The organism is Anaerosporomusa subterranea (genome assembly GCF_001611555.1).
Lineage (GTDB): Bacteria > Bacillota > Negativicutes > Sporomusales > Acetonemataceae > Anaerosporomusa > Anaerosporomusa subterranea.
The window spans coordinates 837,881-862,771 of the sequence record NZ_LSGP01000017.1 but is presented as its reverse complement, the minus strand read 5'-3'; the positions used below and the strand labels follow the sequence as shown (position 1 = coordinate 862,771).

The 24,891-nt window shown below is 48.1% G+C and carries 23 protein-coding genes and 1 tRNA gene; 3 read left to right on the top strand and 21 right to left on the bottom strand.

The annotated features are described in order from the left end of the window. Positions 1 to 25 precede the first annotated feature (25 nt). The 6 genes from AXX12_RS11435 to AXX12_RS11410 all read right to left on the bottom strand — a co-directional run bounded on the left by AXX12_RS11435 (position 26) and on the right by AXX12_RS11410 (position 5,472). Positions 26 to 1,357, bottom strand: a complete 1,332-nt coding sequence (locus tag AXX12_RS11435) for a histone deacetylase family protein (RefSeq protein WP_066242483.1) — start codon at positions 1,355 to 1,357, stop codon at positions 26 to 28. Next, positions 1,354 to 3,033 (bottom strand): hydantoinase/oxoprolinase family protein, encoded by a 1,680-nt coding sequence (locus AXX12_RS11430; RefSeq protein WP_066242481.1) that lies wholly within the window; start codon positions 3,031 to 3,033, stop codon positions 1,354 to 1,356. Before AXX12_RS11430 ends, AXX12_RS11435 begins: the two co-directional genes overlap by 4 nt. 260 nt (positions 3,034 to 3,293) lie before the next feature. Continuing rightward, positions 3,294 to 3,965 carry a coenzyme F420-0:L-glutamate ligase gene (locus AXX12_RS11425; protein WP_066242478.1) on the bottom strand — a complete coding sequence of 224 codons (672 nt, stop codon included), beginning with the start codon at positions 3,963 to 3,965 and terminating at the stop codon, positions 3,294 to 3,296. Continuing rightward, positions 3,962 to 4,510: a hypothetical protein gene (locus AXX12_RS11420; protein ID WP_082816817.1), complete on the bottom strand. Its 549-nt coding sequence runs from the start codon at positions 4,508 to 4,510 to the stop codon at positions 3,962 to 3,964. Before AXX12_RS11420 ends, AXX12_RS11425 begins: the two co-directional genes overlap by 4 nt. 132 nt (positions 4,511 to 4,642) lie before the next feature. Next, entirely contained in the window at positions 4,643 to 5,053 is a 411-nt protein-coding gene (locus AXX12_RS11415; protein ID WP_066242471.1) for an acyl-CoA thioesterase, read from the bottom strand. Further along, positions 5,050 to 5,472: a DUF3842 family protein gene (locus AXX12_RS11410; protein ID WP_066242467.1), complete on the bottom strand. Its 423-nt coding sequence runs from the start codon at positions 5,470 to 5,472 to the stop codon at positions 5,050 to 5,052. The genes AXX12_RS11415 and AXX12_RS11410 overlap by 4 nt, the downstream gene beginning before the upstream one ends. Positions 5,473 to 5,693: 221 nt before the next feature. Between AXX12_RS11410 and AXX12_RS11405 the strand changes: the two genes are divergently transcribed. Continuing rightward, positions 5,694 to 5,768, top strand: a tRNA-Arg gene (locus AXX12_RS11405). A 282-nt stretch (positions 5,769 to 6,050) separates the two neighbouring features. Here AXX12_RS11405 and asrC read toward each other — a convergent pair. From asrC to AXX12_RS11335, 14 genes are all read right to left on the bottom strand, one after another. Next, positions 6,051 to 6,998, bottom strand: coding sequence for a sulfite reductase subunit C (asrC, locus tag AXX12_RS11400; RefSeq protein ID WP_156478659.1), 948 nt, complete (start codon positions 6,996 to 6,998; stop codon positions 6,051 to 6,053). Between the two features lie 17 nt (positions 6,999 to 7,015). Beyond that, positions 7,016 to 7,810 (bottom strand): anaerobic sulfite reductase subunit AsrB, encoded by a 795-nt coding sequence (asrB, locus tag AXX12_RS11395; RefSeq protein ID WP_066242461.1) that lies wholly within the window; start codon positions 7,808 to 7,810, stop codon positions 7,016 to 7,018. Then, complete coding sequence (asrA, locus tag AXX12_RS11390) at positions 7,807 to 8,802, bottom strand: anaerobic sulfite reductase subunit AsrA (protein WP_066242459.1); 996 nt, start codon at positions 8,800 to 8,802, stop codon at positions 7,807 to 7,809. The genes asrB and asrA overlap by 4 nt, the downstream gene beginning before the upstream one ends. Positions 8,803 to 8,818: 16 nt before the next feature. Further along, positions 8,819 to 9,586, bottom strand: a complete 768-nt coding sequence (locus tag AXX12_RS11385) for a formate/nitrite transporter family protein (RefSeq protein WP_066242457.1) — start codon at positions 9,584 to 9,586, stop codon at positions 8,819 to 8,821. Positions 9,587 to 9,710: 124 nt separating this feature from the next. Beyond that, entirely contained in the window at positions 9,711 to 10,298 is a 588-nt protein-coding gene (locus tag AXX12_RS11380) for a TetR/AcrR family transcriptional regulator (RefSeq protein ID WP_066242454.1), read from the bottom strand. A gap of 55 nt (positions 10,299 to 10,353) precedes the next feature. Beyond that, complete coding sequence (locus tag AXX12_RS11375) at positions 10,354 to 11,478, bottom strand: ABC transporter permease (protein WP_066242451.1); 1,125 nt, start codon at positions 11,476 to 11,478, stop codon at positions 10,354 to 10,356. Positions 11,479 to 11,481: 3 nt separating this feature from the next. Continuing rightward, the gene (locus AXX12_RS11370) at positions 11,482 to 12,615 is read right to left on the bottom strand and encodes an ABC transporter permease (protein WP_066242448.1); all 1,134 of its coding nucleotides are present in this window, start codon (positions 12,613 to 12,615) and stop codon (positions 11,482 to 11,484) included. An 11-nt stretch (positions 12,616 to 12,626) separates the two neighbouring features. Next, positions 12,627 to 13,589, bottom strand: a complete 963-nt coding sequence (locus tag AXX12_RS11365; RefSeq protein WP_066242445.1) for an ABC transporter ATP-binding protein — start codon at positions 13,587 to 13,589, stop codon at positions 12,627 to 12,629. Then, a complete protein-coding gene (locus AXX12_RS11360) occupies positions 13,579 to 14,520 on the bottom strand; it encodes an ABC transporter ATP-binding protein (protein WP_066243090.1) in 942 nt (313 codons plus the stop codon). Before AXX12_RS11360 ends, AXX12_RS11365 begins: the two co-directional genes overlap by 11 nt. Before the next feature lie 4 nt (positions 14,521 to 14,524). Next, on the bottom strand, positions 14,525 to 15,517 hold the full coding sequence (locus AXX12_RS11355) for an efflux RND transporter periplasmic adaptor subunit (RefSeq protein ID WP_066242442.1): 993 nt from the start codon (positions 15,515 to 15,517) through the stop codon (positions 14,525 to 14,527). A gap of 425 nt (positions 15,518 to 15,942) precedes the next feature. Then, positions 15,943 to 16,713 (bottom strand): GntR family transcriptional regulator, encoded by a 771-nt coding sequence (locus AXX12_RS11350; protein ID WP_066242439.1) that lies wholly within the window; start codon positions 16,711 to 16,713, stop codon positions 15,943 to 15,945. A 236-nt stretch (positions 16,714 to 16,949) separates the two neighbouring features. Further along, a complete protein-coding gene (locus AXX12_RS11345; protein WP_066242437.1) occupies positions 16,950 to 17,615 on the bottom strand; it encodes a hypothetical protein in 666 nt (221 codons plus the stop codon). Further along, positions 17,615 to 19,741 carry a hydantoinase/oxoprolinase family protein gene (locus tag AXX12_RS11340; protein ID WP_066242434.1) on the bottom strand — a complete coding sequence of 709 codons (2,127 nt, stop codon included), beginning with the start codon at positions 19,739 to 19,741 and terminating at the stop codon, positions 17,615 to 17,617. The genes AXX12_RS11345 and AXX12_RS11340 overlap by 1 nt, the downstream gene beginning before the upstream one ends. A 21-nt stretch (positions 19,742 to 19,762) precedes the next feature. Further along, positions 19,763 to 21,052: a citrate transporter gene (locus tag AXX12_RS11335; RefSeq protein WP_066242431.1), complete on the bottom strand. Its 1,290-nt coding sequence runs from the start codon at positions 21,050 to 21,052 to the stop codon at positions 19,763 to 19,765. 216 nt (positions 21,053 to 21,268) lie between these two features. Here AXX12_RS11335 and AXX12_RS11330 point away from each other — a divergent pair, with 216 nt between their 5' ends. Further along, on the top strand, positions 21,269 to 22,384 hold the full coding sequence (locus AXX12_RS11330) for a class I mannose-6-phosphate isomerase (RefSeq protein WP_066242427.1): 1,116 nt from the start codon (positions 21,269 to 21,271) through the stop codon (positions 22,382 to 22,384). 650 nt (positions 22,385 to 23,034) lie between these two features. On the opposite strand, the gene AXX12_RS11325 is transcribed toward AXX12_RS11330, so the two are convergent. After that, positions 23,035 to 23,439, bottom strand: coding sequence for a double zinc ribbon domain-containing protein (locus AXX12_RS11325; RefSeq protein WP_082816815.1), 405 nt, complete (start codon positions 23,437 to 23,439; stop codon positions 23,035 to 23,037). A 189-nt stretch (positions 23,440 to 23,628) separates the two neighbouring features. Here AXX12_RS11325 and AXX12_RS11320 point away from each other — a divergent pair, with 189 nt between their 5' ends. Beyond that, positions 23,629 to 24,846, top strand: coding sequence for an MFS transporter (locus AXX12_RS11320; protein WP_066242425.1), 1,218 nt, complete (start codon positions 23,629 to 23,631; stop codon positions 24,844 to 24,846). The last annotated feature ends 45 nt before the right edge of the window (positions 24,847 to 24,891 follow it).

The window sequence follows — 24,891 nt, the reverse complement described above, 5'->3', positions numbered from 1 at the left end:
GAGCAACAACGCAGATGGGGGTATATCAGCGCCCGATAAGGTTCTCGTATGTATCGTTTTGCCTATCCTGTATTACCACTATTCCATAGTGGTTTTGCTTCTTTGCCGCAAGCGCGGCATCCCTGCCTGCATGAGCGCAACGGGGACAACAGTCTCTCGGCAGCACGACGCCAAAAACACGCTTTATGCCAATATCATGCCCCTCAGCTTGACTAGCAATTTGTAAAGTTCCATGACAGTCGGGGCAGATTCGCAATGTCTCCTGCTGGCTCTCTCGAATACCGCTGTCATCATAATAAATTGACTTAGAACGCCGCCAGTAATCGCCAGCCTGTTGCATCACCTGCTGGCGCATGTGATCACGGTTCTTCCATAGTCCTTGCCATTGTTTAATTAATTGGTCGATATACCGATTTATCCGATCGGTCTGAACAAGGTTTTGCAGATGACGGTCAGGTTCGACGACTCGATGATACGGCAGCCCTGCCATTGCCAGGATGATACCGACATTAACATATGGCAGAGCTTCCTCAATCGAATAGCCGCCCTCGAGCACAGCGACATCAGCTTGCAACTTTTCAGCAAGACGGGCATAGCCCTGGGCCGTAATCGCCATGTTGGCCAGTGGATCGCTATAATGATTATCCTGTCCAGCTGAATTGATAATCATGTCAGGCTGAAAATCAGCTAACATTGGTAAAATGACTGCATCGAGGACTTGGTGTAAGCCTTCGTCAGTCGTACCAGGCGGTAAAGGGATATTCACGGTGGTCCCCCAAGCCTTCGGCCCGCCGATTTCCTCTACAGCCCCGCTGCCTGGATATAGGGTGCGCCCATCTTGATGGAAAGAGATGAACAGCGTGTCTGGATCATGATAAAAGATATCCTGTGTCCCATCGCCATGATGTACATCAGTATCGACAACTGCCACCCGCCTGATACCATAGTGCTGGCGCAAGTGTTCAATCATGACTGCCTCAATGTTAATGGTGCAAAAGCCACGCGTGCCATGGACGACTCGCATGGCGTGATGCCCTGGTGGCCTCACTAGTGCAAAGGCGTGAGCAGTTTCACCACGCAGCACAGACTCAGCCGCAGCAATCGCGCCACCAGCAGAGATCAAATGGGCATCAGTAATCAAAGGCTCGATCCCGGGAACACCGATATGAACCCGTTGAAGGTCTCGCAAAGTTGCCAGTTTTGGCTTATATTCTCTGATAGCAGATAGGTCAAGCAAGCCTTCTTCAACAATCTGGTCACGGGTATAAAGTAAACGTTCTTGTCGTTCAGGATGTGTCGGACTGATCGCCCAATCAAACGCAGGAAAAAACACCAATCCTAGAGGTTTAGCACTCATATTGCCACTTCCTTGCTGCTGACAGACATCAAAACTCCGGGAGTTACCTGCAGCTGGACCAGAACACTTTTACCAACTGTTTGAAATCCCCGAACCATGTTGAATTCTTCCAAAAGCACGGTCTCTAGCGAAGCAGCGTCACTGCCAGACACATCTGCCTGACGCACCAGGTAATCTGCCGCTAGCTGCTTGACCGTTTCAACAGTTATCGAACGACGCTCTAGTGGCTGGCGGATAGCGAGTTCAGGTATCGAGTAACAGCCCTGCTCGCTGTCCGCCCGCACGGTCAGAGTAAGCGTAGGCTTAGCAACGGCAGCACCTACGGCGTTGGCGATTACTGCGGCTGACGGAGTATCAAGTGTACAGAAATGACCGGTTTTCTTAGCCCAAGCGGATACAAGCAGCGGAGCCAGCCCTTTGCCTGCGCCACCGACAATAATGAACTTGTCCGGGCAAAGCGGTTGTCTGGTGAGCATGTCTTCCACTCGATAAACTGGATCAGCAAAATGCTCCTCAATCATTGCTTGTATTTCCCGGGTAATGATATCGACAGCAACTGTCAAAGTCTGTGTTGCGATTTCTTCTACCGTCTGGTCAGGACCTGCGAGCATACGCATTGCTTGCCATGCCTTATCCGGGTCGCCAAAGTTCAGACTCCCGGCCACAATCATGGCGTCAGACAAGGTCGGGGCTGGGCCGCCAAGCGCTGCCGCCGCCCCCATGCGATCAGGGCCAACAGAAAGCACAGAACCAATACGTCGAACTACACTATCACCGCCAACGCCAATTGAACGCAGGCGAAACGAGCGCACAGCTGTCGCATAACCGGCCAGTTGCACGCCGCGTGGTGCGGCAAGCGGAATGCCGTCTTGCCATAGAGCCATATCTGTAGTGGTACCGCCAATGTCTAACGACACTGCTTGCCCCTGAGGCTTTGTAAGTGCCATGATCCCCAACACGCTGGCCGCAGGACCGGTCAATACCGTTTCCACCGGAAAGCGTCTCGCCAAGCTCAGCGGCAGGGTTCCACCGTCTGCCTTCAATATGTAAATTGGCGCCTGAATACCACGACGCCGCACGGCTTCTTCTGCCGCACTAGCAAACAAGCCAAAAGTGTGCCAAACCGCCGCATTATAGTAAGCAGAATTGGTGCGTCGCGGGAAATTTAGGCCCCCAGACACCTCCGCCCCACGAGTGATATGAGTATGTAGCAAACCTGCCGCCCAACCGGCAACTTTGGCTTCGTGTTGCGGATTACGGACTGAGAACTTCCCCGAGATGGCAATTGCCTCACAATCAGACAACTGGCGACAGGCTGCTTTAACCTGATCTTGCATCACTGGTGCAGCTTCACGCCCCCGGTGATCAATATAGCCGTCTAATATAACTGGCAAGGTCGGCAGCAGCCCAGAGCAATCAAGCCCTGGCCCTGGCATCAGCAGCAAGCCGACTCGACTAACCTTACCCTGTACTAGTGCATTGGTAACAAAAGTCGTCGACAGAGCCACGCGTTCAATCGGCACATTTCCAGCCTCAGCCAGCACTTTATCCAACGAAGCCAATATCCCGGTCAATAAATCCTCTGTCGTCGGCGACTTAGCCTGGGCGATAATCACCCCACCCGCCACCGCCACCGCATCCGTAAACGTCCCGCCCACATCAATGCCGAGTAACATTGGTCAGCCCACCCCTCGTTTCCGTCGGTCCCGTTTTTTCCCATTCCGTGGCCGCGCAGCTAGGCCGCTTAGGTGTGCCCAGATGCTAGGCAGCCCCGCAAACCCAGCCGCGACGCTCACCTTTTATACACTTTCTCAATCCCGGGTCATAAGCCGTTCAGATGCCCCAGATGCTAGGCAGCCCCAGCAGCCCAGCAGCGACGCGTACCGGTAGTACGCTAGCCATGGGTTGCTGGGGCTAACAACGCAGATGGGGTATATCAGCGGCTTAGGGCCCGGGATTCGGCAAGGGCGTAGTTTTTGATAATAACAACCGGCGTCTGCTGTGACGCATTACCAAATGGATTATCAATCAGAATTTGCGCTAACTGCTTTGGATCAAGTCCATCGGTTACTCCAAGTACGGCGGCCCGCTTCAGGTCGTTGACATCGGCAACTGCTGCTCCGTAACAACCCAAGCGCCGTTTCATTTCTTCGGCGACTCCTGACGGATTGTCCGGTCCGTAGACCAAACACTTATCAAATGGTGGCATAGTACCTGTTACGTCATCGATTAGTGCGGCTTGTTTCCCCGCCATCTCATAAAATACACCGTTTCTGCCGACCAGTTTGCCAAGTATCCCCATCAAGAAAGCAAAAATGACCCTGCCTTCGCCTTCTGCCAGCATCGCTGCTTCCATACCATAGGTGCTTGACAAGCTACCCTTCTGCGGCACAAAGCGGCAGAGCAAACGGGCTGAAAAACGCGGCTTCATTTCTTCCATATACAGTATCCGCCCCTGGGAAATAGCCAAAACGCTTTCGGCTACTGATACGACATCATTGGGGCCAATATCCTTGCCAGCGTATTTCTCAATAATATCAATAATGTTATCTTTTGGTGTCACGATGCGGGTGCGGACAGGGACAAGTTCCAAAACTGCTTCCGTCACTTCGCAACACCTCCTTTCGCTGAGACTTCAGCCATTGCTGCGGCAATTTCTTCCGCACGCATGACAAGTCGGGATTTATGCAAGTACCAATTACAGCGGGCAACAACTTGGTATACAATATCAATCGGCATGTCCACCATTTCGCTAAGCGAACTCACAATGTCGCCGTTCTTAGCTGTCAGTATTACAGTCAAGATAACGGCATCGCCTTTACCAGACTCAATGATAACGGCTTCCCAATAGTCATCTTTACGTGGCTGAGAGGCGATAGTTATTTTCGCCGCCACATTGACAGAGTCAAAATACTCAACAGGCAATAGATGCCTGGGAAAAACGTCTACTAGTGTGCCATCTTGCGTTCCACGATTGACAAATGGAACTTGACTGACAAATACTGCTTTGTCTTGAGTGATCTCCTGGAGGGTAAACTCGGCCCGACTATCGGTAAGAAACATAAACTCCGCGTCACCCTGTCGCAATAAGAATAGCCAAACGGCGACAGCAAGCACTGCTGCGAGAGCAATTAATAATAGCAAAAAACTCACAATAAATCCCCCATCTTGATTATTGACCTTGGTAAATCTAGCCATAATTACTACTAGTATACACCAAAATCCTTGACATTTTTCTTCTCTTCGTAAATCAAAACGTAAAATCCTGCATGGCTAATTAAGAAATTACTCCTCAGTTGCAAATAAAGCATGCAATCCATTGTAATATTCCAGCGGCAGGCGAATAATTCTGCCACTGCCGTCGGTGAACACATTCTGCGTTCGACCAGTTGCAAGCAAGGTATGATCATTTTCTCTGACGATCTGATATGTGAAGACCATTTTAGCGCGGCTAAGGTCAGCAAGTTTAGCTTGAATAAGCAGCCAATCGTCAAAGCGAGCTGAAGCTTTATATTGGCAGCTCACCTCAGTGATCGGAAATACAATATCTTGGGCCATCAAATCTAGCAACAGTACCCCCGCTTGCCGTAGATACTCCACCCGCGCCATTTCAAACCAGCGAAAGTGGTTGGAGTGATGAACCACCCCCATCATATCTGTTTCAACAAAACGCACCTTTTCTCGAACAGTGATCAAGCATTTCCCTCCTCCACCATTTCAGCGATGCGAGCAACAGCCTCGCGAATAGCAAGCCCCATCGGTCGTGGCTCTAATCCCACGATTTCCACATGGCTTTGATTAACCGGGATCAATACCTTTCGAGCCTCAGAATCGGACACAGCGGCAGCAATTTGAGGCGTGATTTCACCCATCATGGCATTTGCCATGATAATCCCAATCGGACCTGTCGCGATATCAGCCTTGCGTAGAGAGACCAAGATCGCATTTTCACCTGTTGCTCCGCGGCTAGCACCAGCGCGAATCATATTATTGGTAGCCAAAGCGTTGGCGCCCAAGGCAATTACCTCTGCTTTTGCGCCAAGTTGCGCGGTCAAACTAGTGACAAGCTGAGCACCTAAACCGCCGCCCATACCGTCAATTACGGCGATGATCATTCGCCTTCACCATCCCCTCGACATCACTAAAAAAAGAAAAGCATGCCGATAGCATGCACTGGCGCTAACGCGTAAGATTCGTAATAATTGTACTTCCGTTTGGCGAGTTTGTCAAAATGTCTATATTTAGCTGTCACCTTTGACTTATTGCATCATGCAATATTGATTGGACAACGTAAAGTCCATATGCTATAATATTTTTTGTGGTTCCACTCCGAATCGCGCCCGTAGCTCAGGGGATAGAGCACCGGTCTCCGGAACCGGGAGCGCAGGTTCGATTCCTGCCGGGCGCACCAATAGAAAGTTAGAGTCTTCGCGATTTGCGAAGACTCTTTTTGTTGCCTTTTGGGAAGAAAGGCAATTATTTCTATGTAATGCAAAATACATTACGTAATTCTGTAACGTATTTGTAATGCAGATGTAATGAAAATTCTACTGTTAGACGGCTTTCTCCAATGTTGCGTAATCGACAAGAGTTTTGGCTGTTTCTCACAGCACAGTCTTGCAAATTATCGAGCAACGATTAGAGGCTTCATGTCATGAGCCTTGTTATTACAGGTGTATGACTTTACCCAATACTACCAGTTGATGTACTCAGCCACTTGAGCTTCCGCATTCAGCACTACATCTTTAAGAGCCCATGCTTTGAACTCCTGGTATCCTGTTCTGTCGACAATATATCCAACATGTTCTTTGCCGCCGGGGGCCTCACGATCAATGTATTTATCTACATAGTCGTAGGTATTTCTAATAATATGAATAATACTGTCGGCGTCCACCCACCGGATAAACGGTTGGGCAATGCGGGGATCTCTTTTGCCTGTTCGCCCCATAATAACAAGTTGAAACAGCTTAGTCGAACCTCTGGTCCAAGCGCCGGAAGGACACTTGATCACACATTCACCACAGCCGATACATTTATCAGCGTCTCGCACAACTTTGAAATTCTCAAACTTCAGCACGCCAGCCGCCCGTTTCTTGCAGTTCTTGACACATGATTGGCAACCGATGCAGCGATAAGCGTCATATTGGGGCTCATTCATGCCGATAATGCCAAAATCGTGCATCCTCGCTTTAATGCAATCATTTGGGCAACCAGTCAGAGCGATCTTTACATGGTAGTCATTAGGGAAAACAGCCTGCTCGAGCTTTTGGGCAAACGCTGTTGTGTCATAGTTAGCAAACGGACACACACGGCTGCCAATACATGCAGATATGTTTCTTGTACCTGCCGCCGGGTATCCGTGATTCGGTTCGGTTTGATTAATGTTTAGCCCTACGATCAAGCTTTGGATCATATGGTTTACTGTGGGCATACTTTCCATATCGATTCCAGGGATTTCAAACCCCTGCCTAGTGGTGATATGGACGGTGCCATTTCCATACTGCTCAGCGACATCTTTGATGACATTTAAATACTGTGCATCAAGATGTCCGCCCGGTACTCTGATCCGTACTGCTGTCTTATTTCGCTCTTTAGTAACCCGGAAGGCATTCTTTTTTAATTCTTTTGTTTTTATATCTATACTCATGCTGCCTCTCCTTAATCAATTAAGGTTTTCGCTTTAGTATAGTTAAATACCGGCCCTTCAAGGCAAATATAGGTGTCATCCATTTTACAGTGACCGCATTTGCCAACACCACAACACATCTTTCGTTCGTACGACACCCATAAATTCTCTTCCCTGACGCCTTGCTTTAGAAATTCGGCAACTGTGAATTTAATCATGATTGGCGGGCCGACGACAATAACCTGCGCTTCATCAACATTTTTAAATGGTATATCTGGTATATAGCGAGTGATTAACCCGCTGCGGCACGGAATCCCATCATCATCGACTCTTTCAATTGTCAGTGTTACATCACAGGCCTGTTCCCACTTCTTGAAATCATCGCGGAACAAAATATCTTTCGATGACTTAAACCCGGCCATAACAGTGAGAGACTTTGCCTCACCACAGTGCTCAGTAAAGTAATCAATAATTGCCTTAACAGGTGCCAATCCAGTACCACCGGCAGCAATGACAATTTCCTTACCTTTATACAGTTCAACGTCGAAGCCATTACCGTACGGACCGCGTAAGAACAGAGAGTCTCCTACCTTCATTTCATGAATGGTGTTTGTTACCACACCAACCCGGCGAATGGTCAGACCGACATAATTATCGCCAATGTCACTTACCGAAATAGGCGCCTCGCCGTATTTGGGGATAGAAACCTCAAAAAACTGGCCTGGTTTTACGGCTCCGCGATACTCCATAAAAAATGTGTAATCAATATCCGTATGCTGGATAATCTTGATAATTCGCGACGTAAACGGCAGATAAATATTACTCATTGGTCTGCCTCCTCAGCCTTCCCCAGTTTATCCAGGCAGTTAGAAAATGAAATGTACTCCGGACAGGCATCATCACACCGGCCGCAGCCAACACACATATGGTAGCCAAACCGTTTCTTATAATCATAGACTTTATGCATAACCCGGAAACGCATCCGGTCTCCCTGGCTTTTACGAAATTGATGCCCACCCGCCATATCAGTAAAGCCGTCAACCATGCAGGACGCCCATACCCGCCGGCGCTCGCCAGCGTTGGCATTATCCTTGTAGAAAATATCCTGCATGGAAAAACAACTGCAGGTCGGACAGACAAAATTGCAACGGCCGCAGCCAATACAACGGGCTGAATACTCCTGCCACATAGGTGAACCAGCTATGTCCTGGTTCAGTCTGCGGGGCAATTTCACCTCAGTCATGTTCTTCTGCGGAAACTTTGGTTCGATTTCGATTGCCTTGCCATCAAAGAAATCCAATTCGCTGTTTTTTACTGTTACATATACAAATTTACCTTGCGGGCGTGCGAGCATATCATATTCCTCAACTGTGTTTGTCTTCATGCTGACACAAAAGCAATTTTCGAAGCCTTGCTCACACTCCATCAGGCAAAATCGCACTTTTTCCCTCAATACTTTGTAGTAAGGATCTTTAAAGCCATTACGCAGATAAATATCATCAAGTCGCCTTATGGCGTGAATGTCGCAGCTTCGCACAAACAGCAACAGTTTTTTATCATCGACTTTCGGCTCGGACCAATTATCTTCTGTAAAGTAAAAAAGTGTCTGCGTGATCGGCAACAAGACTTCCTTGGCTGAGAAGTTGGATTTTTTGTCAAAACAGATTTCCCCGATGCTGTTAATTTCCTGATATCGTATAGAATCAGTATCAGTGAATGTTCCTTTCCCATTAAGGACTACCGGCGCAAACAGGCGATAATCCTTTTTTAGCTGTTGCAAATACTGGTCAAATCGTTCTCGTATTATTTTATAAGCCATGCCCATCCCCCATATGTCAACATTTCTTCGAAATATACCAGTAGGAAGCTCCCACAATCAATGCTCCGCCGATAATGTTGCCGAGTGTAACCCATGCGAGGTTGTAGATAAGTCCGGCTACGGACACCCCAACAGCACCTGGCGCCAAAACAGCTGCAGCTAACAATGTCATGTTTGCCACGCTATGCTCGAAACCGGTAGTGATAAAGGCAAAAAGGCACCAAAAGATCATAATGAGTTTACCTGCGTCTTCTTTCAGGCGGAAGGAGCACCACACCGCCAGACAGACTAGAATATTGCAAAGAATTCCACGTAGCAAAAGCTGTAACCATGGCAGTTCCATTTTCAGCATTGCCGCCTTATTGATGAAACTTCCTGTACTGCCGTCGATTAGCCCGGAGTAGACAAACAACCAAGCTAAAGCTACTGCGCCCAAGAGATTGCCAATAAAGCTAAACAAATGAACAGAAATAACATCATGGCTGGTAACCTTTTTCTCTAAAATACCGATTGTCATGACGAGATTGTTACCTGTGAAGAGTTCGGAACCTGCCATGATAACCAGACTTAATGCCACACCAAAGGAAAGCCCCATTACAATTTTCGTTGACGGCGAATTTGCTTGACCTAACAATCCACCGATCGTAAATATCAGCAATATTCCGAACCCTACATACATTCCCGCTAAGGCGGATGAAAGTATATACTTGCCCTTGCTTTCCCTTAACAAGCTCGTTTTGCTGTGGGCAGCAGCGGAAATCTTCTCAACTACTTCGTAATACATGGCGCTCCTTTTGCCTTCCGTATCTGGTCTAATTATTCTGAATCATCAAAACCATCATAGTACATATACGCAAAGTAATCTGTGACAAAAATCACAAGTCGTTCCGCGGCATTTTAAGAAGTTGCTATATGGTTATTGCCCGTTGGTAAATATGCCAAAGTTCAGGTGGGCACTCAATGAGTACTTCCTGGTTGACTTCACTAAGAATAGCTAGCGGCTGTACCATTCCTAAAAATAGCATCGCGGCCGCTGAAATGTCCAAATCTAGACTGACCTCTCTTTTTTCTTGCCCCTGAAGCAACAACTCTTTTACCTGCTGTGTATAGAAACCAACTACAGATAACATATTAGCCTTTAATTCGGGATCACGGGCGCTATTGAGAAGAAAGTAGAGGATTCGTGGGATAGCAGCTTCCTCCCTAAGCAACTTCACGTGTAGCTCAAAAAGCAGTTTTAATTGGGAAATAACCGAGCCGTCCAAAGCAGCTGCTTGGCTTACGTTGTGCTTCAACCTTTTGTCAGCAAACGCAATAAGGGCTGCAACTATCTCCTCCTTCCCCTTAAAATGGCGATATATTGCGGACGGTACCAGCTTGATCTCGCTGGCTATGTCATTTATGTTCAAGGTGTCCAATCCACTTTGTTCAACTATCGTTAAAGCAGCCCGAACAATTTCCTCTTTTCTGGCTTCGGTACTCTTTCGACTTCTCACGTTAAATCCTCCCAATAACCAGTTTCTGTTTGTACTTGAGTAATTGCTGCTATATCTAGGCTAGATTCTTACGGAATCTTTTGACCGCCATTGTCAGAACTACGCTCCCAAGGGCAAGCAACGCCAAGATTTGCGGCCACAGTATTGCCACGCCTACCCCCTTCAAAAAGATGCCTCGGATGATAATCAAGAAGTAACGCAATGGATTCAAATAGGTGAAAGTTTGCACCACGTCCGGCATATTAGCGATGGGAAACATGAACCCAGACAATAGTACCGCCGGCAAATAAAAGAAGAAGGTCGACATCATTGCCTGCTGCTGCGTTTCCGATACAGTAGAAATAAGAAGTCCGATGCCAATCGTCGTCATCAAATAGAAGCCATTAGCTATGAACAGCGTAATTATACTGCCCCGTACTGGTATATCGAACCAAAAGACACTAATCAGGGTAACCAGTATCATATTTGCGAAACCGAGAATAATCGACGGCATTGTTTTCCCTAAGATAAATTCGAAGGGTGTAATCGGAGTAACAACGATTTGCTCCATTGTGCCAAGTTCCTTCTCTCGAACCACCGACATACTGGTCAATAATAGGGTGACTAGCATTACGATTACAGCGATAACTCCCGGCACGTAGAAATTACGGCTAGTTAGGTTTTCGTTGAACCATGATCTTGTCTGAATATTTACCCCAACCGGTTCCCGCCCTGCACTGTTCATCTGCTTTTGCTGTAATTCAACAGCATTATTTCGCACAATGTTGCCGGCATAATTCAAGACTACCCCGGCCGTATTTGAATCTATGCCGTCGACGATAATCTGAACAGGGGCGGTTGCACCAGCGACAATCTTACTGCTGAAATCGTGAGGAATGCGTATTACGGTTGCAACCTTACCCTGATCGATTAATTCATCAATCTCTCGGTCGCTATGAATCACTGTCTTGACCGAAAAGTAACCTGAGTGGATAAACCTGTCAATCAGGTCACGGCTTTCCGGTGTTGCCGACTGGTCGTAAATTGCAGTGGCCACTTGCTTTACATCCGTCGTCACCGCATAGCCAAAAATCATGCTTTGGACAAGGGGCATTACTAAGACAATAGCTCGCATTTTAGAGTTGCGGAATACCTGAATAAATTCCTTTCGGATCATGTGTCGTAGGCGTTCAAAGGCCATAATCTACACCAGCCTTTTTTTCAGCTTGATGTTAGCAACGATGATAAGCACTACCGCAAATATCAAAAGAACCGCCGCCTCAGAGAGAATAATTGCAATGCCTGCGCCTTTTAAGTAAATATTTTTTAGTATAGCTACGAAAAATCGGGAAGGCACAAGGTAGGTTAATCCTTGAATAGCAGTCGGCATATTGGCAATAGAGTACATGAAACCTGACAGAAGAAAAGACGGTAAAAAAGTCAGCACCATGGCTAACTGACTGGCAAGAAGCTGCGACCTTGTCATTATACTAATCAATAGTCCCATGGTAAGTGATCCGGGGAGAAAGATTGCCGACATTCCAAAAACAAGAGCGGCATTGCCACGAAGCGGTACTTCGAATAGATATTGGCCCATCAAGACAGCCAGTAAAACATCCAGCATACCGATTAAAAAGTAGGGCGTCAACTTCCCCGCGATTAGTTCAATCGGTTTTATTGGAGTAGTGAGGAGCTGCTCCATTGTTCCGTTTTCCCATTCGCGAGCAATCGTGAGCGATGTCAGTAACGCTGCAATCACCATCATGATTACCGCAATGAGCCCCGGTATAATGTAGTTCTTAGCCTGCATATTTTGATTGAACCATACTCGTGGCTTGGCTTCAAGAGGGATGCTCGCCGTTTTAGCGCCCCGCGTTTGAGCTGTTTTGATCAATAGTGAACTTGAATAGCCATCTGTTATCATTTGGGCGTAGCCGATGGCGATTGTAGCGGTATTGGCATCACTGCCATCGACAATCAACTGGACATCCGAACTTTGGCCACTTTCCAGCTTCCGGCTGAAATCAGCAGGAATGACGAGAGCCAATATCGCCTCGCGCCTGTCGATTGCTTGTTCAATCTCGTGATAAGTAGTGACATACCCGGATAGGCCAAAGTAGCGGGAAGCTGTAAACCGTCCAATAAACTCACGACTCTCATTCGTGCGATTTTGATCCCATACCACTAATGGAACATTATCCACATCCAGACTGAGAGACGAACCAAAGAGAAAGATAAGTAATATGGGCATGGCAATAGCCATGCCTAAACTACGGGGATCGCGGATAATATGGATAAATTCCTTTGAGATAATGGCAACTACTCGATGCATATTCATATATTCACCGCCTAGGGCCGAGTCTTGCTGTCGTGAGCTTCAATTACCGATACAAACACATCTTCCAGCGAGGGATTGATTTTCTTCAGTCGAGTATATTGGACTTTTTGTTCCTTCAGTGTCTCGATAATAACTGGAATTGCCAATTGCGCGTCATCCACGAAAAGATGCAGCCCACGACCGAATATGGCTGCTTCTTTTATTTTGGGAATACCATTAACTACGTGTAACATCGTGAAGGGATCATCGCATTCTAAATTTAGGATGTCTGTACTCATATACTTTCCCTTCAGTTCGTCGGGTGTGCCAATAGCCACCAGTTCACCTCGGTAAATCATTGCCAACCGATCGCAGTATTCGGCCTCATCCATATAATGTGTTGTCACGAACACTGTGACGCCCTCAGCCGCGAGTTGATAAATCAGATCCCAAAAATTGCGGCGTGATATCGGGTCTACGCCTGAGGTCGGCTCATCAAGAAAAACCACTTGGGGATTATGGAGCAATGCGCATCCCAGAGCTAACCGTTGACGCCATCCTCCAGCCAAAATTGAAGTAAGGCTGTTCCTGTGCTCATTAAGTCCTGCCATTTGGACAACCCAGTCTTTGCGTCCCTGTTTTTTCGCCGCGGGAATTTGGTAGATACCACTATAGAAATCGATGTTTTCTTCTACTGTAAGATCCTCATAAAGTGAAAATTTTTGCGACATATATCCTATATGGGCTTTGATCTGCTCAGCTTGCTTGGACACATCAAAACCGATCACATTGCCCTTTCCATCCGTAGGAGTGATAATGCCGCACAGCATTCTGATAGTGGTTGATTTCCCTGCACCGTTCGGACCGAGGAAACCGAATATCTCGCCCCGCTTAACTTGGAAAGACACCCTGTTAACGGCCTGAAAATCGCCAAACCGTTTTCCCAGGTTCTCTACAATTACCGCGTACTCCGGCTTCTCGATGTTATTGGGCATTGGAATCCCTTCCCTTCGAAGGCATGGTCATCGAAATGAAAACATCTTCCAGCAATGGTAAAACAATTTCTGCTTCCGCTTGCACACCGATGTCTTCTAACGTGCTTTTAACTGTATAGAGAACCTGCGTCGGTTCCCCATGTAATACTAGATGGATTTTCGCGCCGAACAGCCCTGCTGATACGCAAGCTAAGCCTGTAATCAACGAGGAAAGAACCTGCCGTGGCTCACCGCACCGGATTTCGACCAATACGCCCTGCATGTGTGTCTTTACCTCATCTGGGGTTCCGGAAAGAATGAGTTGTCCTTGATGCAACAAGCCTATTCTGTCGCATCGTTCGGCTTCATCGAGATAGGCTGTAGAAACGAAAATGGTAACCTTCTCTTCGAGCAATCTGTACAAAATGCGCCAGAAGTCCCGCCGAGATAAAGGATCAACGCCATTGGTAGGCTCATCCAATAGCAAGACTTGCGGTGTGTGAATGAGAGCACAGGCAAGTGCCAGCTTTTGCTTCATGCCGCCAGACAAATTACGGGCCAAGCGGTCGCTAAATGACGTCATATTGCTAAAGGCTAGAAGTTCGGGAATCTTTTCCTTCCTAATTTGTCGTGGTACGTTGTATAGATCAGCATAAAAATTAATATTTTCTTGAACTGTCAAGTCCAGATACAGCCCGAAACGCTGGGGCATATAGCTGATATGATTTTTTAGTGGCTCCGAATCTTTCACTGTATGACAGCCATATACCCAGGCGTCCCCCGCGGTAGGAGCCATCAATCCCGCCAGAAGTCGCATCACCGTTGTCTTTCCTGCCCCATCAGGCCCCACTAGGCCGAAGATTTCTCCCGCTTTAATTGAGATGTTTAGATTATTTACCGCCATGTTATCGCCAAATCTTTGGGTGAGTTCCGTGACCCGAATAGCATCCATATCATTATTTCTCATCTAGTTTAATCTCCGCGTCAGCAGGCATACCCGGCTTTAACGCATGATCATTATTCTCAACTGTTATCTTAATTCGATAAACTAATTTCACCCGTTCTTCCGTCGTCTGGATGCTCTTGGGCGTAAATTCTGCCTCTGACGCAATAAAGCTAATCGTTCCGTTATAAATCTTATTAGGGTATGTATCAGTAGTTACTGCTACCTTTTGTCCGAGCTTTACTTTACCAAGATCAGTCTCTGCAATATATGCTTTGAGCCAAACCTGATTGAGGTCACCGATAGTAACCACAGGCGTTCCTGGCGACACATATTCGCCTACTTCAATATTCTTGGACAGGACCACCCCATCAACCGGCGCGGTGATTTGCGCATAGGCGAGCCGTGTTTTAGCTAATTTCAGTAGTTGTTTGACCTGTTCGACCCGGGCCGCAGCCAGTTCAATTTCCTCTCTGCGGGGTCCTTCGACAACCATGCTAAGTTGCTGAGCAGCTTGATCTGCCCGGGCACTGGCCGTCGCATAGGCGGTTTGACTCCGGTCTCGATCTTGTGCTGATACTGCGCTTTGCGTGAATAGCTGCTGCATACGTCGATACTCCATTGCTGCATTTTGTTTATCTGCCTCGACGCTGCGTAGTGCCGCCTGAGCGGCTGATACGTCTTGCGAGCGTGAACCATTCATTAATTGGCCAAGAGTTACCTGAGCCACAAGTAATTGCGCATTAGCATTCGCAACATCAAGTTCAAGATCAGCGGTTTCAAGATTGGCTATGATTTGTCCCTTCTTGACACTATCTCCTTCATCAACCAACCGCCGATCTACATGCCCCGCAACTTTGAAACCCACTCCAACTGTGATCACTTCAATATTGCCGGATACCTTAACTTGGTTAGGGTTTACCTGCTTTTTTTGGTAGAGAAAATACCCGCCAGTAGCCAAGATAGCTACTAAAAGAAGTATTAGCACTCTCAATCGCCTTTTCATATAAATCCCCCTCTATTCAAGCTAAGACTGGCATATTTGCAGCATTACTCGCATCTCTCATCAAAGTGAATTCACATTCACTTTTTTATCAAGGTTAATTATACTCAATCTAGAAAAAAGCACCTTATATTCTACACTTTAACCGCTATTGATATATCTTTCTGTGATATGTATCACAAATTGGAAATATCAAGCCACGTAATTGCTCAAGTGTTTGAAAGCAAAATAACCTGTATATCAGGAAAGACAGTCCTTCATAGAAATGGTCCAATTCATTAGATTTAATAGAATGAAATACTCTAAAACCTTGATTTTACGGCCTGATTATGTTCTCCGGAACCGGGAGCGCTGGTTCAATTCCAGCTGGGCGCACCATAAAATGTATAGGGCGCACCATAAGAGGGCTTTTTTCAGTGGCCTCGAGATTACTCCCTTTGTGTTTTTACGGTTTGCAGGTAATCGGCTTTCCACAAAGGACTTGCGGACTCGTGATTACTACCGTTTTTAAACAGATATGGGTATTTTTTTAGCACAAACCGCTCCTCACGATCCAGTCTTCTCAAATGAAAGTGAAAAATGTTGCACATCAGTTCCGTGTCGCGCGTCTGCAACGCTGTGAGCAGCGCGCTGTGCTGGCGCAAAATTTCCTGCATGCTGGTGCTGACGCCGCAGGTCAGCAACCGCATGCGGCGGTAATGCCCCCCCACATTCTCAATGGCTTGCAGGCAGAATAGCTTATCTGCCACAGTATAAAACACCTGATGAAATTGATCGTCGAGTCGAAGAAACCGGCGGATATCCACATCCATTTGGACGCAAAGCTCCTGCTGCTGGCGCAGCGCCTCGTGCAGCAGCGTAATATCCGACGGCGTGTGGCAGGCCATGAAGAGTCTCATCACCTCTTCCTCCACCGAAAGGCGCAGAAACCGTTCCTGCTCCATACGTGAAAGATCGATTTTCGAAATCATCGTGCCGCGCTGCGGCAATAAGGTCACAAGCCCCTCCTGATCCAGCCGCATGAGAGCGTCACGCACAGGTGAACGGCCCATTTCAAAGTGCTCGCAGATATCCTTAATGCTCAAAACAGCGCCCGGCTGCAAGTATAGCTCGACAATAACGCGGCGCAGCACAGGATACACTTCACCGTCATTCAAAGCCTGCGCTTTCAGAGACGCCAATAGGTCGTCGTACTGCAATTATAGCTCTCCTTTTGGTTGTAGGTGGCATTTCGCAAAGCGATACGGCGCTTACATATGGGCTTTTTGTCAACGATCTCCCATAGGCCGTTCAAATAGCTTGGGCCGTAGCTGGGGCAAATGAGCCCGTCAAAGCCGATATCATAAAGCGGCGTCATAAGTTTTAGCCGGTATAAACCCAGCGCATTGTCATCTGTTTAATATTTCCAATACCGCCACAGCTTTACCTTTTTTTATTACACGTCTGGTGCCAAAAAATCAATTGATAACTGGTCCAGAGCCAGCAATAAATAACGTTCATAAATACAAGGAGAATAGGGGACGCCTGCCATGCATTTGGAAAAATGCACTGCCCCCACCTCTGACACACCATCCAGCCCTCGCTTATAGGGAAATATCCCCAACACCTTGCGCTCAAGCATGCGACTGCGCGTGTAAATGTCCGGAATCTCCTCCTCCAGCGCGTGGAAAATCTCGTGAAACAGCGCAATGCGCGTGATGTCATCTGACGGGGTAAGGGCATCCAAGGCGTTTGCGCCAATGAACTGCCGCACCAGTAAAATTGCGTTGTCATTCAGGGTAATTGTTCGGGTGTCCGGCTCATAATGTCCCATATACAGGAACGGATCCCGCAATTCTTCGGCGGTGTGTACAAGATTTAGGCACATCGTCTCTGCAAGCTCCTGCGGGGAAAGCAAGCCATACTGTGCTGTAACCCGCCGCGCCATATCGCCAGCGGTCCGCACCGCGCCATCCACCACTGCACGCTCCTCGTCACCGCTGAGTGCACAGCCACAAACGTCCCTTTTCAGCATATAGCGGTACCACACACCGTCTGCGCATTCCAGCGCCGTCTGCACGGCGCGGCGCAGCACGTCGGGGTCATGCTTTGCGAGTATCATTACAACTCATTGCGGGCAAGCACCAGAATCAGGTCGTCTTCCGGCGCATGGTCGCAGAGCTCGGCTTCAATCAGGCCGGAAACCTGTACAAGCTCGGGAATACCGGAGTAGTCCAGTACACGCGAACCGGCAATCACATAGACATCAGGGTTGATGCGCATTTCGCTCGAAAAGTTGCTGGCTTTCTCCCATATCCTCCGGAGGGTATCGGAGGAGTTTTTCATTGTGGTATGTTCCACAAAGCCGTTTGTGCGCTGGACCTTTATAAAGCCCTTTTTATCCACAACGTGCACAGGAGATTTCCCGCTTTTTTCGGTTGTTATAACATATACAAATCCGTTGGAGGCGGCCATCTTCACCGCGCTCTTGTCCACGCCCATGGATTCTGCCGCAATTTCAATGGACTCCTCCTCGGTGCAGTTTTTCATCAAATCGGTGGTCTTGACTTCGGTGGAGCCCATGGCAATAGCGGTAACCTTCTGGATCTGATCGTCGATCTCCACATACACTTCAATGGTGTCTTCCACCGCGCCGCTGTTCATGGCAAGCTCCTTGGCCTCCTTCTTCAGTTGGGCAATGTCAGACGCGGCGGGATTGGGAATCGTTCGCTCCACCATCTCACGCACCATGGCAAGCGCAACACCGATGGAGGAAATCACCTCCGCATTTTCAGGGATCTGGTATTTAAAGCTCATCATATTTGCCGTAAAAGTCAGCAGTGTGCCCGCGCCGCCTCCAGCGCCCACAAGAACAATCTGTTCGCGCTCAATTTTATATTTGGTAATCAAATCTTCAATAACAGGAACAACCTTCTCACAGGACTTTGTCAAAATGGCTTTCGCCGTTTCTTCAACCGACATGCCTACTTGGTCGGCCAAAAGCTGCATTGCCCTGCAACTCGACTCGTAGTTGCCGCGCGCGAAGTCGTTTTCCTCTAGAATGCCTAGCACGTTTGCCGCACAGGTGTTGGTTATGGTAACGCTCTCGCCGTTATTAAGCTTGATCGCCACGTAGTCGGCGGGGTCCTTTTCGCGGGGTTTTACATGATATAGCGTCGCACCGTCAAACAGGGCTTCGTCGGTAAAGCAGGCATACCCCATACCTGCAATATGTGCGGAGCGAGGTCCAACATCAATCACTTTACCCTTTTTGGCGCGCACCATGCTTCCCCCCGCAACCCCCAGTACGCGCACGTCAAGGCTATTTACATAGGTGCGGTGTCCTCCGATGATGGAATAGTCCACTGTAGGACGTCCGTTCTTGATGACGCCGATGTTTGTGGAAGTGCCGCCCACTTCAAAGTAAATGCCGTTTGAAGCGCGCAGGTACATCAAAGCGCCGATGACGCTGGCCGCGGGGCCAGAGAGCATCGTTAGGATCGGGCGCTTTTTCATCTCATTGATTTCCATAACGCCCCCATCGCCGCGCATAATCATCAGGGGCACATTGATGTTTGCGGAACGCACACTCTGCTCGGTTGAGTTCGCAGTGTCGAGCATCTTAGGCAAGATGGACGCGTTCAGAGCGGCGGTGCGGGTACGCGTGGTCAGACCATACAGTTTTGTGATATCGGAGGCCATGGTGCTAGGAACGCCCTGTCGCTCAGCTTCCTCGGCAACAATGCGTTCCTCTCTCATGTTGTCCACACCGAAAGCCTTGCTGGCAACAATTACGCGGTCTCCCTGACTGATCATGTCCTTTATGGTGTTTTTCACATTCTCGGGGAACATCTCTTTGACTTTCAGGTAGGTATGGTCAATTTCGATAAACTTGCCGGTGCCAAGGTCGATGTTGCTGATGTGGGTCTGTTTTTTAGCAAGGTAGCCCTCCAGCCAACCCCCACCGATACCGATCACGCCTACGCGGGCAACGTCTCCCTCCAGCAGGGCGTTGGTGGCCTGCGTGGTGCTGTGCGCGATAAAGATAACTTCCTCAGGCTTGATGTCGTTTTCAGCAAGGCATTTCTGGAATGCCTCCACAACACCTGTGGCCACGCCGCGCTCGTGGTGGTGGGTAGTCATAACCGAGCCTTTCCCCACGATTTCGTTTGTGTTGTTGTCAATGGCGACAGCCTTGGTGTGGGTGCCGCCAACGTCAATACCGATGCGAATTGCTCTGTTGCTCATAAATAAAATCCTCCGCGCCGATCAAACGTTTCCGATCATAACGTAGGCAAGTACCTCAACAATAATTAGGATGAGCCAGGCCCAGGGCAGGTTCGTTTTGATATATTGCTTCGGTTCCAGCTTTGCGTAGCTCAGTCCCCACATAGTCCACGACTGGGTCGGGCAGGCGCTCGCCACAATAGCAACTGGCGGGATAAGGAACAACGCAAACAGGAACATTTCGCTGAAAACGCCCATTGCCTGGAAGATGGATACCAGCGCAATGCCTGAGCCCCAAATCATCAGAGGGCCGCGGAACAGTGCGAGCGGCGCCAGCACGCAAACGGCAATCAGAATCAAGACTGACGAGGTAGGGATAATGCCGCCCATCAGGTTTTGCAGGATGGGAGAAACCTGTTTGGCAGCAGCCTGGAATATGTTTACGCTATACAGCATACCAATCAGGAGGCCGCTGTCGGCGATGCCGTCATACAGGGTCTTCTGGATTTTTTCCACAGCCAGGTTGTAGGAAACCATGTTGCGAGTCAAGAGTAAGCCAAGGAAGATACCCAGCAGGAAGGAGGGAATCGGCTGCCATTTGAAAAACGAAACCATAACGATGGGTATAAAAGGTACAATCATGCAGTACCAGCCAAGGGTTTCTCTCTCCTCAGAAACAGCGCCTACAGCCCACGCACGAGCTCTGCCGCCCTTTTGGGCGCGCATGTAGTTAAATATAATGAAAGCTACCATCACGGCAATATGTACAATAGTGGCAATGACAGCAAATTGGATGTAATTGTCGTTGTATTTTACGTTTTTAAACACTGCAAAGAACTGGCTTACATAAGCGATGTTCAGGTACATGCCGGCCGCAACGGCAAGCAGATAAGCGCCCACTGCGGTTTTCTTATCTATGCCGAGGGAGAACAGGATGGGCAGTACAATCATACCGATTGCCATAACAGAGCCGACGCCGAATGCACTGGTGAAAATCAAGGCGCAGACAATGCTTAGCAACAACGTGCTAACCAGAGGCTTATCGCCGGCCAGCTCAACGGTTTTCTTGATGATGTAGCCCGCAATACCGGTGTCGACAAGCATACGTCCGAACCATGCTCCAAACACGATAATCGCAATCGTTTTACCGTAATTTTCTACAGAGGTCTGAAATATGTCGGTTACAACGATATTGAGAGGTACCCGCCCAATAATGCACCAAAGTAAGGAAGTTGCGATAAAACCAACGAGCAGGTTTCCGCCTTTCATACAATAGATGATCAGGCCAATAAATGAAATGAGCAGTAAAATACCAGAAATACTGTCAATCACGACTTTGTCCCTCCTTTTGATTGCAAAGATGTTACCGCCTATACTGCAGTGAAATTCTTTACCTCCTTCGCTAAAATGGGGAAGGTTGTATTATTGCTTCCATTACGGCCTTCCTTCAAATAGATTCTCGTGAATAGATACTGGATCATTTACACTAATATATTAAATTAATATATTAGTTAGTACAGAAATGAGTAAAAAAGGGGGACCCTTTCCATGGATGCATTAAAAGCGATCAAGCTTGCTCCGGCGCGGGCGTGGCGTACCTATCTTGGCGGCAAGCTGCTGGATGAGCTATATGGTTCGACTCAGGCCAAAGATGGTCATTTCCCCGAGGAATGGATGATGTCGGTGGTTTCTGCACGCAATGCCGGACGTGAGGCAGTTAAGGACGAGGGACTGAGTATGGTTACAGGAGTGACGCCGCCTGTTTCACTCAAATCACTTATTACAGCTAATCCAACCGGCTTTTTGGGCAAGGAGCATACTGCCTGTTTCGGTGTCAACACAGGTGTACTGGTTAAACTTATTGATGCGGCAGAACGTCTGACTGTGCAGGCGCATCCGGATCGTCCTACGGCGAAAGCGCTGTTTCACACGGACTTTGGCAAAACCGAATGCTGGCATATTCTTGGCGGCAGGATAATTAGCGGGCAGCCGCCCTGCGTCTATCTTGGTTTTAAGCCAGGTGTAACACGCGAACAATGGCAGGCGTTATTCGAACGTCAGGATTTGCCGGGAATGCTCGATTGCCTGCACCGCTTTGAAGTGCATAACGGTGACACCTTCCTCATTGAGGGAGGCATTCCGCATGCCATTGGCGCAGGCTGTTTCCTGGTGGAAATTCAGGAGCCGACCGATTATACCATCCGCGTGGAGCGGACAACACCTTCCGGTTTTCAGGTGGCAGATTTTATGTGTCATCAAGGACTAGGTTTTGAGCGTATGTTTGACTGCTTCACCTACGGCGGCTTTACATGGGAAGAGACCCAAAAACGCTGGAAAATCCCGCCCGTCGTATTGCGTGAGGAGCAGAGCAGCCGTGAAGCCGAACTGATCGGCTACCGGAATACCGATTATTTCCGCATGACTGAGTTGGAGATTGGCGCTTCGCTGCAATTGGATACAGAGTCAAGTTTTTCGGGAATCTATGTATTATCCGGCCAAGGAGCCATTTGTGCTGACGGAGCGACGCAAAGCTTCCAAAAAGGCGACCAGTTCTTCTTGCCTGCGCAAATCAAAAAGCTTAACATCAGAAAAAGCAGTGATGAAGAATGCCGCATCCTGCGTTTCTTTGGTCCCAAGCCAGCAGTGAAACAGAAAACTACGTAATTGTATTGGGGAACCTAGGACATTTCAACAGCCGCTTTCGTCATACCAATGATAGGGGTATCGCCTACAAATCACCCCCCTATGATCCAGCACTTAATCAATCATCATCACCCATTATCTTCAATATGACAATTTTCCGTGTGACACAATTCATCGACGAGGTATTATTGACAAATTCTTTAAATGGCTGTGAGGGAAAATGCTAGTAACCCATGAAGAATTGATGAAAAAAGCAGCACCTGCCGGGCGCACCAGATTAGTAAAAAAGCCTTCTCGTTTTTTGCCGAGAAGGCTTTTTTCATGTCTTGGACGCTAATATAAAATATTACTTACATTATTTGTTCCCAGACTCAACTTTCAGGCAGAGGCGTTAAATAAAACGAAAGAGCTGCCCCGCGCACAGGAACAGCTCACACCTCTGGCGCATACGGCCAGTCGGCAGATTTAGCATAAGCCTTTTAGCTTAATTTTATCTATATGAATTGCCTCGCTGTACCTGCCAAATTACGGATCAGGTCAGCTTAGCAATTATTTATTTACATTATACCGGTTCTAGGATCCCCCATTGTTAAGCTGAGATTAATGATTTGTTAAGTCATAATCACTTATAATGAGATTGCAGCACTGCTTTGAAAAAAACTACGATTGGCCTATTTCCTCGTCGCCGGAGTCTTGCAATCCGGGCACTCTGTCCATTCGCGATCTAGTTCACGGCCGCAGTTAGTGCAACGCGGTTTAAGCGTGTTGCCACAAAATGGGCAGACTACGAAATCCTCTCTCACCGGTTTTGCGCACATGGGACAATTCATATCCGGCTCTTCTACAGGTTTGGCTTCCACATCAATCGTATTAGGGTCATGAATTTCCCGAGGGGTTTCACGTTTTGGCGACTTCCGGCCGAACAATAAATAAAGCGGCAGAAAAATAATCAAAAATGCAAACGTTCCAACAGCCCACACTATACAAAAGGTCATGCTAGTACCGCGTGACCGTGCGTCATTAAACACCCAATAGGCCGCAAATGCGGCGATAGCCAAACTAATTGCCATAGCCATATTTATCCCTCCATTCCATATATACAACTAGTATAGCAGAGGCCTGCCGTAAGAACAAGATTGGAGCGTGTATGCTTCGTCTAGATACAATCTCCCGCCCTTGTACAGTAGCTGATAAAAAGGAAAATCAGTCTGGCAGGATAAAAAGCCTGCCTTGCCGTACTAACAAAGGAAAGAGGAGGTCATTACATGCCACAAGCTAAAGCAGCTTTTTTGCCATCTACGTTATTACTTCTTTCTCTCGCCCACTTGGTTACCGACCTGTCTCAAGGAGCCCTGCCAGCTCTGCTGCCCGAACTGCAGAAGGCTTACAATCTGACCTATGCGCAAATCGGCTTTATGGTGTTGATGCAAAACATGGCCTCGTCAGTCATCCAGCCGATCTTCGGCTATCTGGCTGACAGGATTGCCTTACCGTGGCTGATTCCCGCCGGCGTCATCATTTCTGGACTGGGCATGGCGTCTCTAATCTTTGCCGATTCCTACTCCAGCTTATTAGCCGCCGTTACCATTGGCGGCCTCGGTGTCGCCGCCTTTCATCCGCAGGGATCAAAAGCAGCTCATCTGACTAGCGCCAAAGAGTCAAAAGGCCATAGCATGGGCATCTTCTCTGTGGGCGGTAATCTGGGATTCGCGTTAGGCGCAATGTATATCACGTTTTTGCTGCACCTGTCTGGCGGGCTTGCAAATATTGCTTGGTTTGGACTGCCTGCACTCATCCTGGCACCAATACTTTGGAGTCAATTGCGGCGAATTGTTCCAACAGCGCCTGCTGCGTCTTTGCACGCGACCACAGCCGGGAGTCAGACCCACCGACCGATTCCCTGGGGCCTACTGACAGTGCTGTTAACATATATTTTTATCCGATCCAGTATCCACACCGGCCTCAGTACGTATATTCCGCTATATTATGTAAACCATTTATCAGGCAGCGCATTCTATGCATCTAACCTATTATCAGTCTTTTTTCTATCTGGTGTAGTCGGCACCTATGCGGGCGGACGACTGAGCGACAAGTGGGGTCGAAAAACTATCATTATGGCATCGATGGCCGCTACTCTGCCATTAGTCGCTATTCTACCTTATACCAGCGGCATTGCAACCGTTATCTTGGTCGGCTTGATAGGCTTTGTCATGGTTAGTTCGTTCTCAACCACCATTGTACTCGCCCAAGAAGCTATGCCTAGCCACATTGGCATGGCAGGCGGCTTGACCATCGGCTTCAGTATCGGTTTAGGCGGGGTTGGCGCTACCCTGTTAGGTCATGTCGCCGACCTCTTCGGCATACCAGCTGTGTTCACACTGCTGGCTCTTCTACCGTTGGCAGGTCTTGCATGCACCTTTTTTCTCCCTGGAAGTGTCGGGCTCAAGGAAACAAAGATCGCCGAAGCTAGCAAAGGGATTTAACGCACAGGTGTCGAAACAAAACCACTATTAACTTCCAAATTCAAA

Coding starts and splice junctions, on each gene's coding strand:
- AXX12_RS11435 (WP_066242483.1), bottom strand. CDS start 1,357: ATGAGTGCTAAACCTCTAGGATTGGTGTTTTTTCCTGCGTTTGATTGG.
- AXX12_RS11430 (WP_066242481.1), bottom strand. CDS start 3,033: ATGTTACTCGGCATTGATGTGGGCGGGACGTTTACGGATGCGGTGGCG.
- AXX12_RS11410 (WP_066242467.1), bottom strand. CDS start 5,472: ATGATCATCGCCGTAATTGACGGTATGGGCGGCGGTTTAGGTGCTCAG.
- asrB (WP_066242461.1), bottom strand. CDS start 7,810: ATGAGTAATATTTATCTGCCGTTTACGTCGCGAATTATCAAGATTATC.
- asrA (WP_066242459.1), bottom strand. CDS start 8,802: ATGGCTTATAAAATAATACGAGAACGATTTGACCAGTATTTGCAACAG.
- AXX12_RS11385 (WP_066242457.1), bottom strand. CDS start 9,586: ATGTATTACGAAGTAGTTGAGAAGATTTCCGCTGCTGCCCACAGCAAA.
- AXX12_RS11375 (WP_066242451.1), bottom strand. CDS start 11,478: ATGGCCTTTGAACGCCTACGACACATGATCCGAAAGGAATTTATTCAG.
- AXX12_RS11370 (WP_066242448.1), bottom strand. CDS start 12,615: ATGAATATGCATCGAGTAGTTGCCATTATCTCAAAGGAATTTATCCAT.
- AXX12_RS11365 (WP_066242445.1), bottom strand. CDS start 13,589: ATGCCCAATAACATCGAGAAGCCGGAGTACGCGGTAATTGTAGAGAAC.
- AXX12_RS11360 (WP_066243090.1), bottom strand. CDS start 14,520: ATGGATGCTATTCGGGTCACGGAACTCACCCAAAGATTTGGCGATAAC.
- AXX12_RS11355 (WP_066242442.1), bottom strand. CDS start 15,517: ATGAAAAGGCGATTGAGAGTGCTAATACTTCTTTTAGTAGCTATCTTG.
- AXX12_RS11345 (WP_066242437.1), bottom strand. CDS start 17,615: ATGATACTCGCAAAGCATGACCCCGACGTGCTGCGCCGCGCCGTGCAG.
- AXX12_RS11340 (WP_066242434.1), bottom strand. CDS start 19,741: ATGAGCAACAGAGCAATTCGCATCGGTATTGACGTTGGCGGCACCCAC.
- AXX12_RS11330 (WP_066242427.1), top strand. CDS start 21,269: ATGGATGCATTAAAAGCGATCAAGCTTGCTCCGGCGCGGGCGTGGCGT.
- AXX12_RS11325 (WP_082816815.1), bottom strand. CDS start 23,439: ATGGCTATGGCAATTAGTTTGGCTATCGCCGCATTTGCGGCCTATTGG.
- AXX12_RS11320 (WP_066242425.1), top strand. CDS start 23,629: ATGCCACAAGCTAAAGCAGCTTTTTTGCCATCTACGTTATTACTTCTT.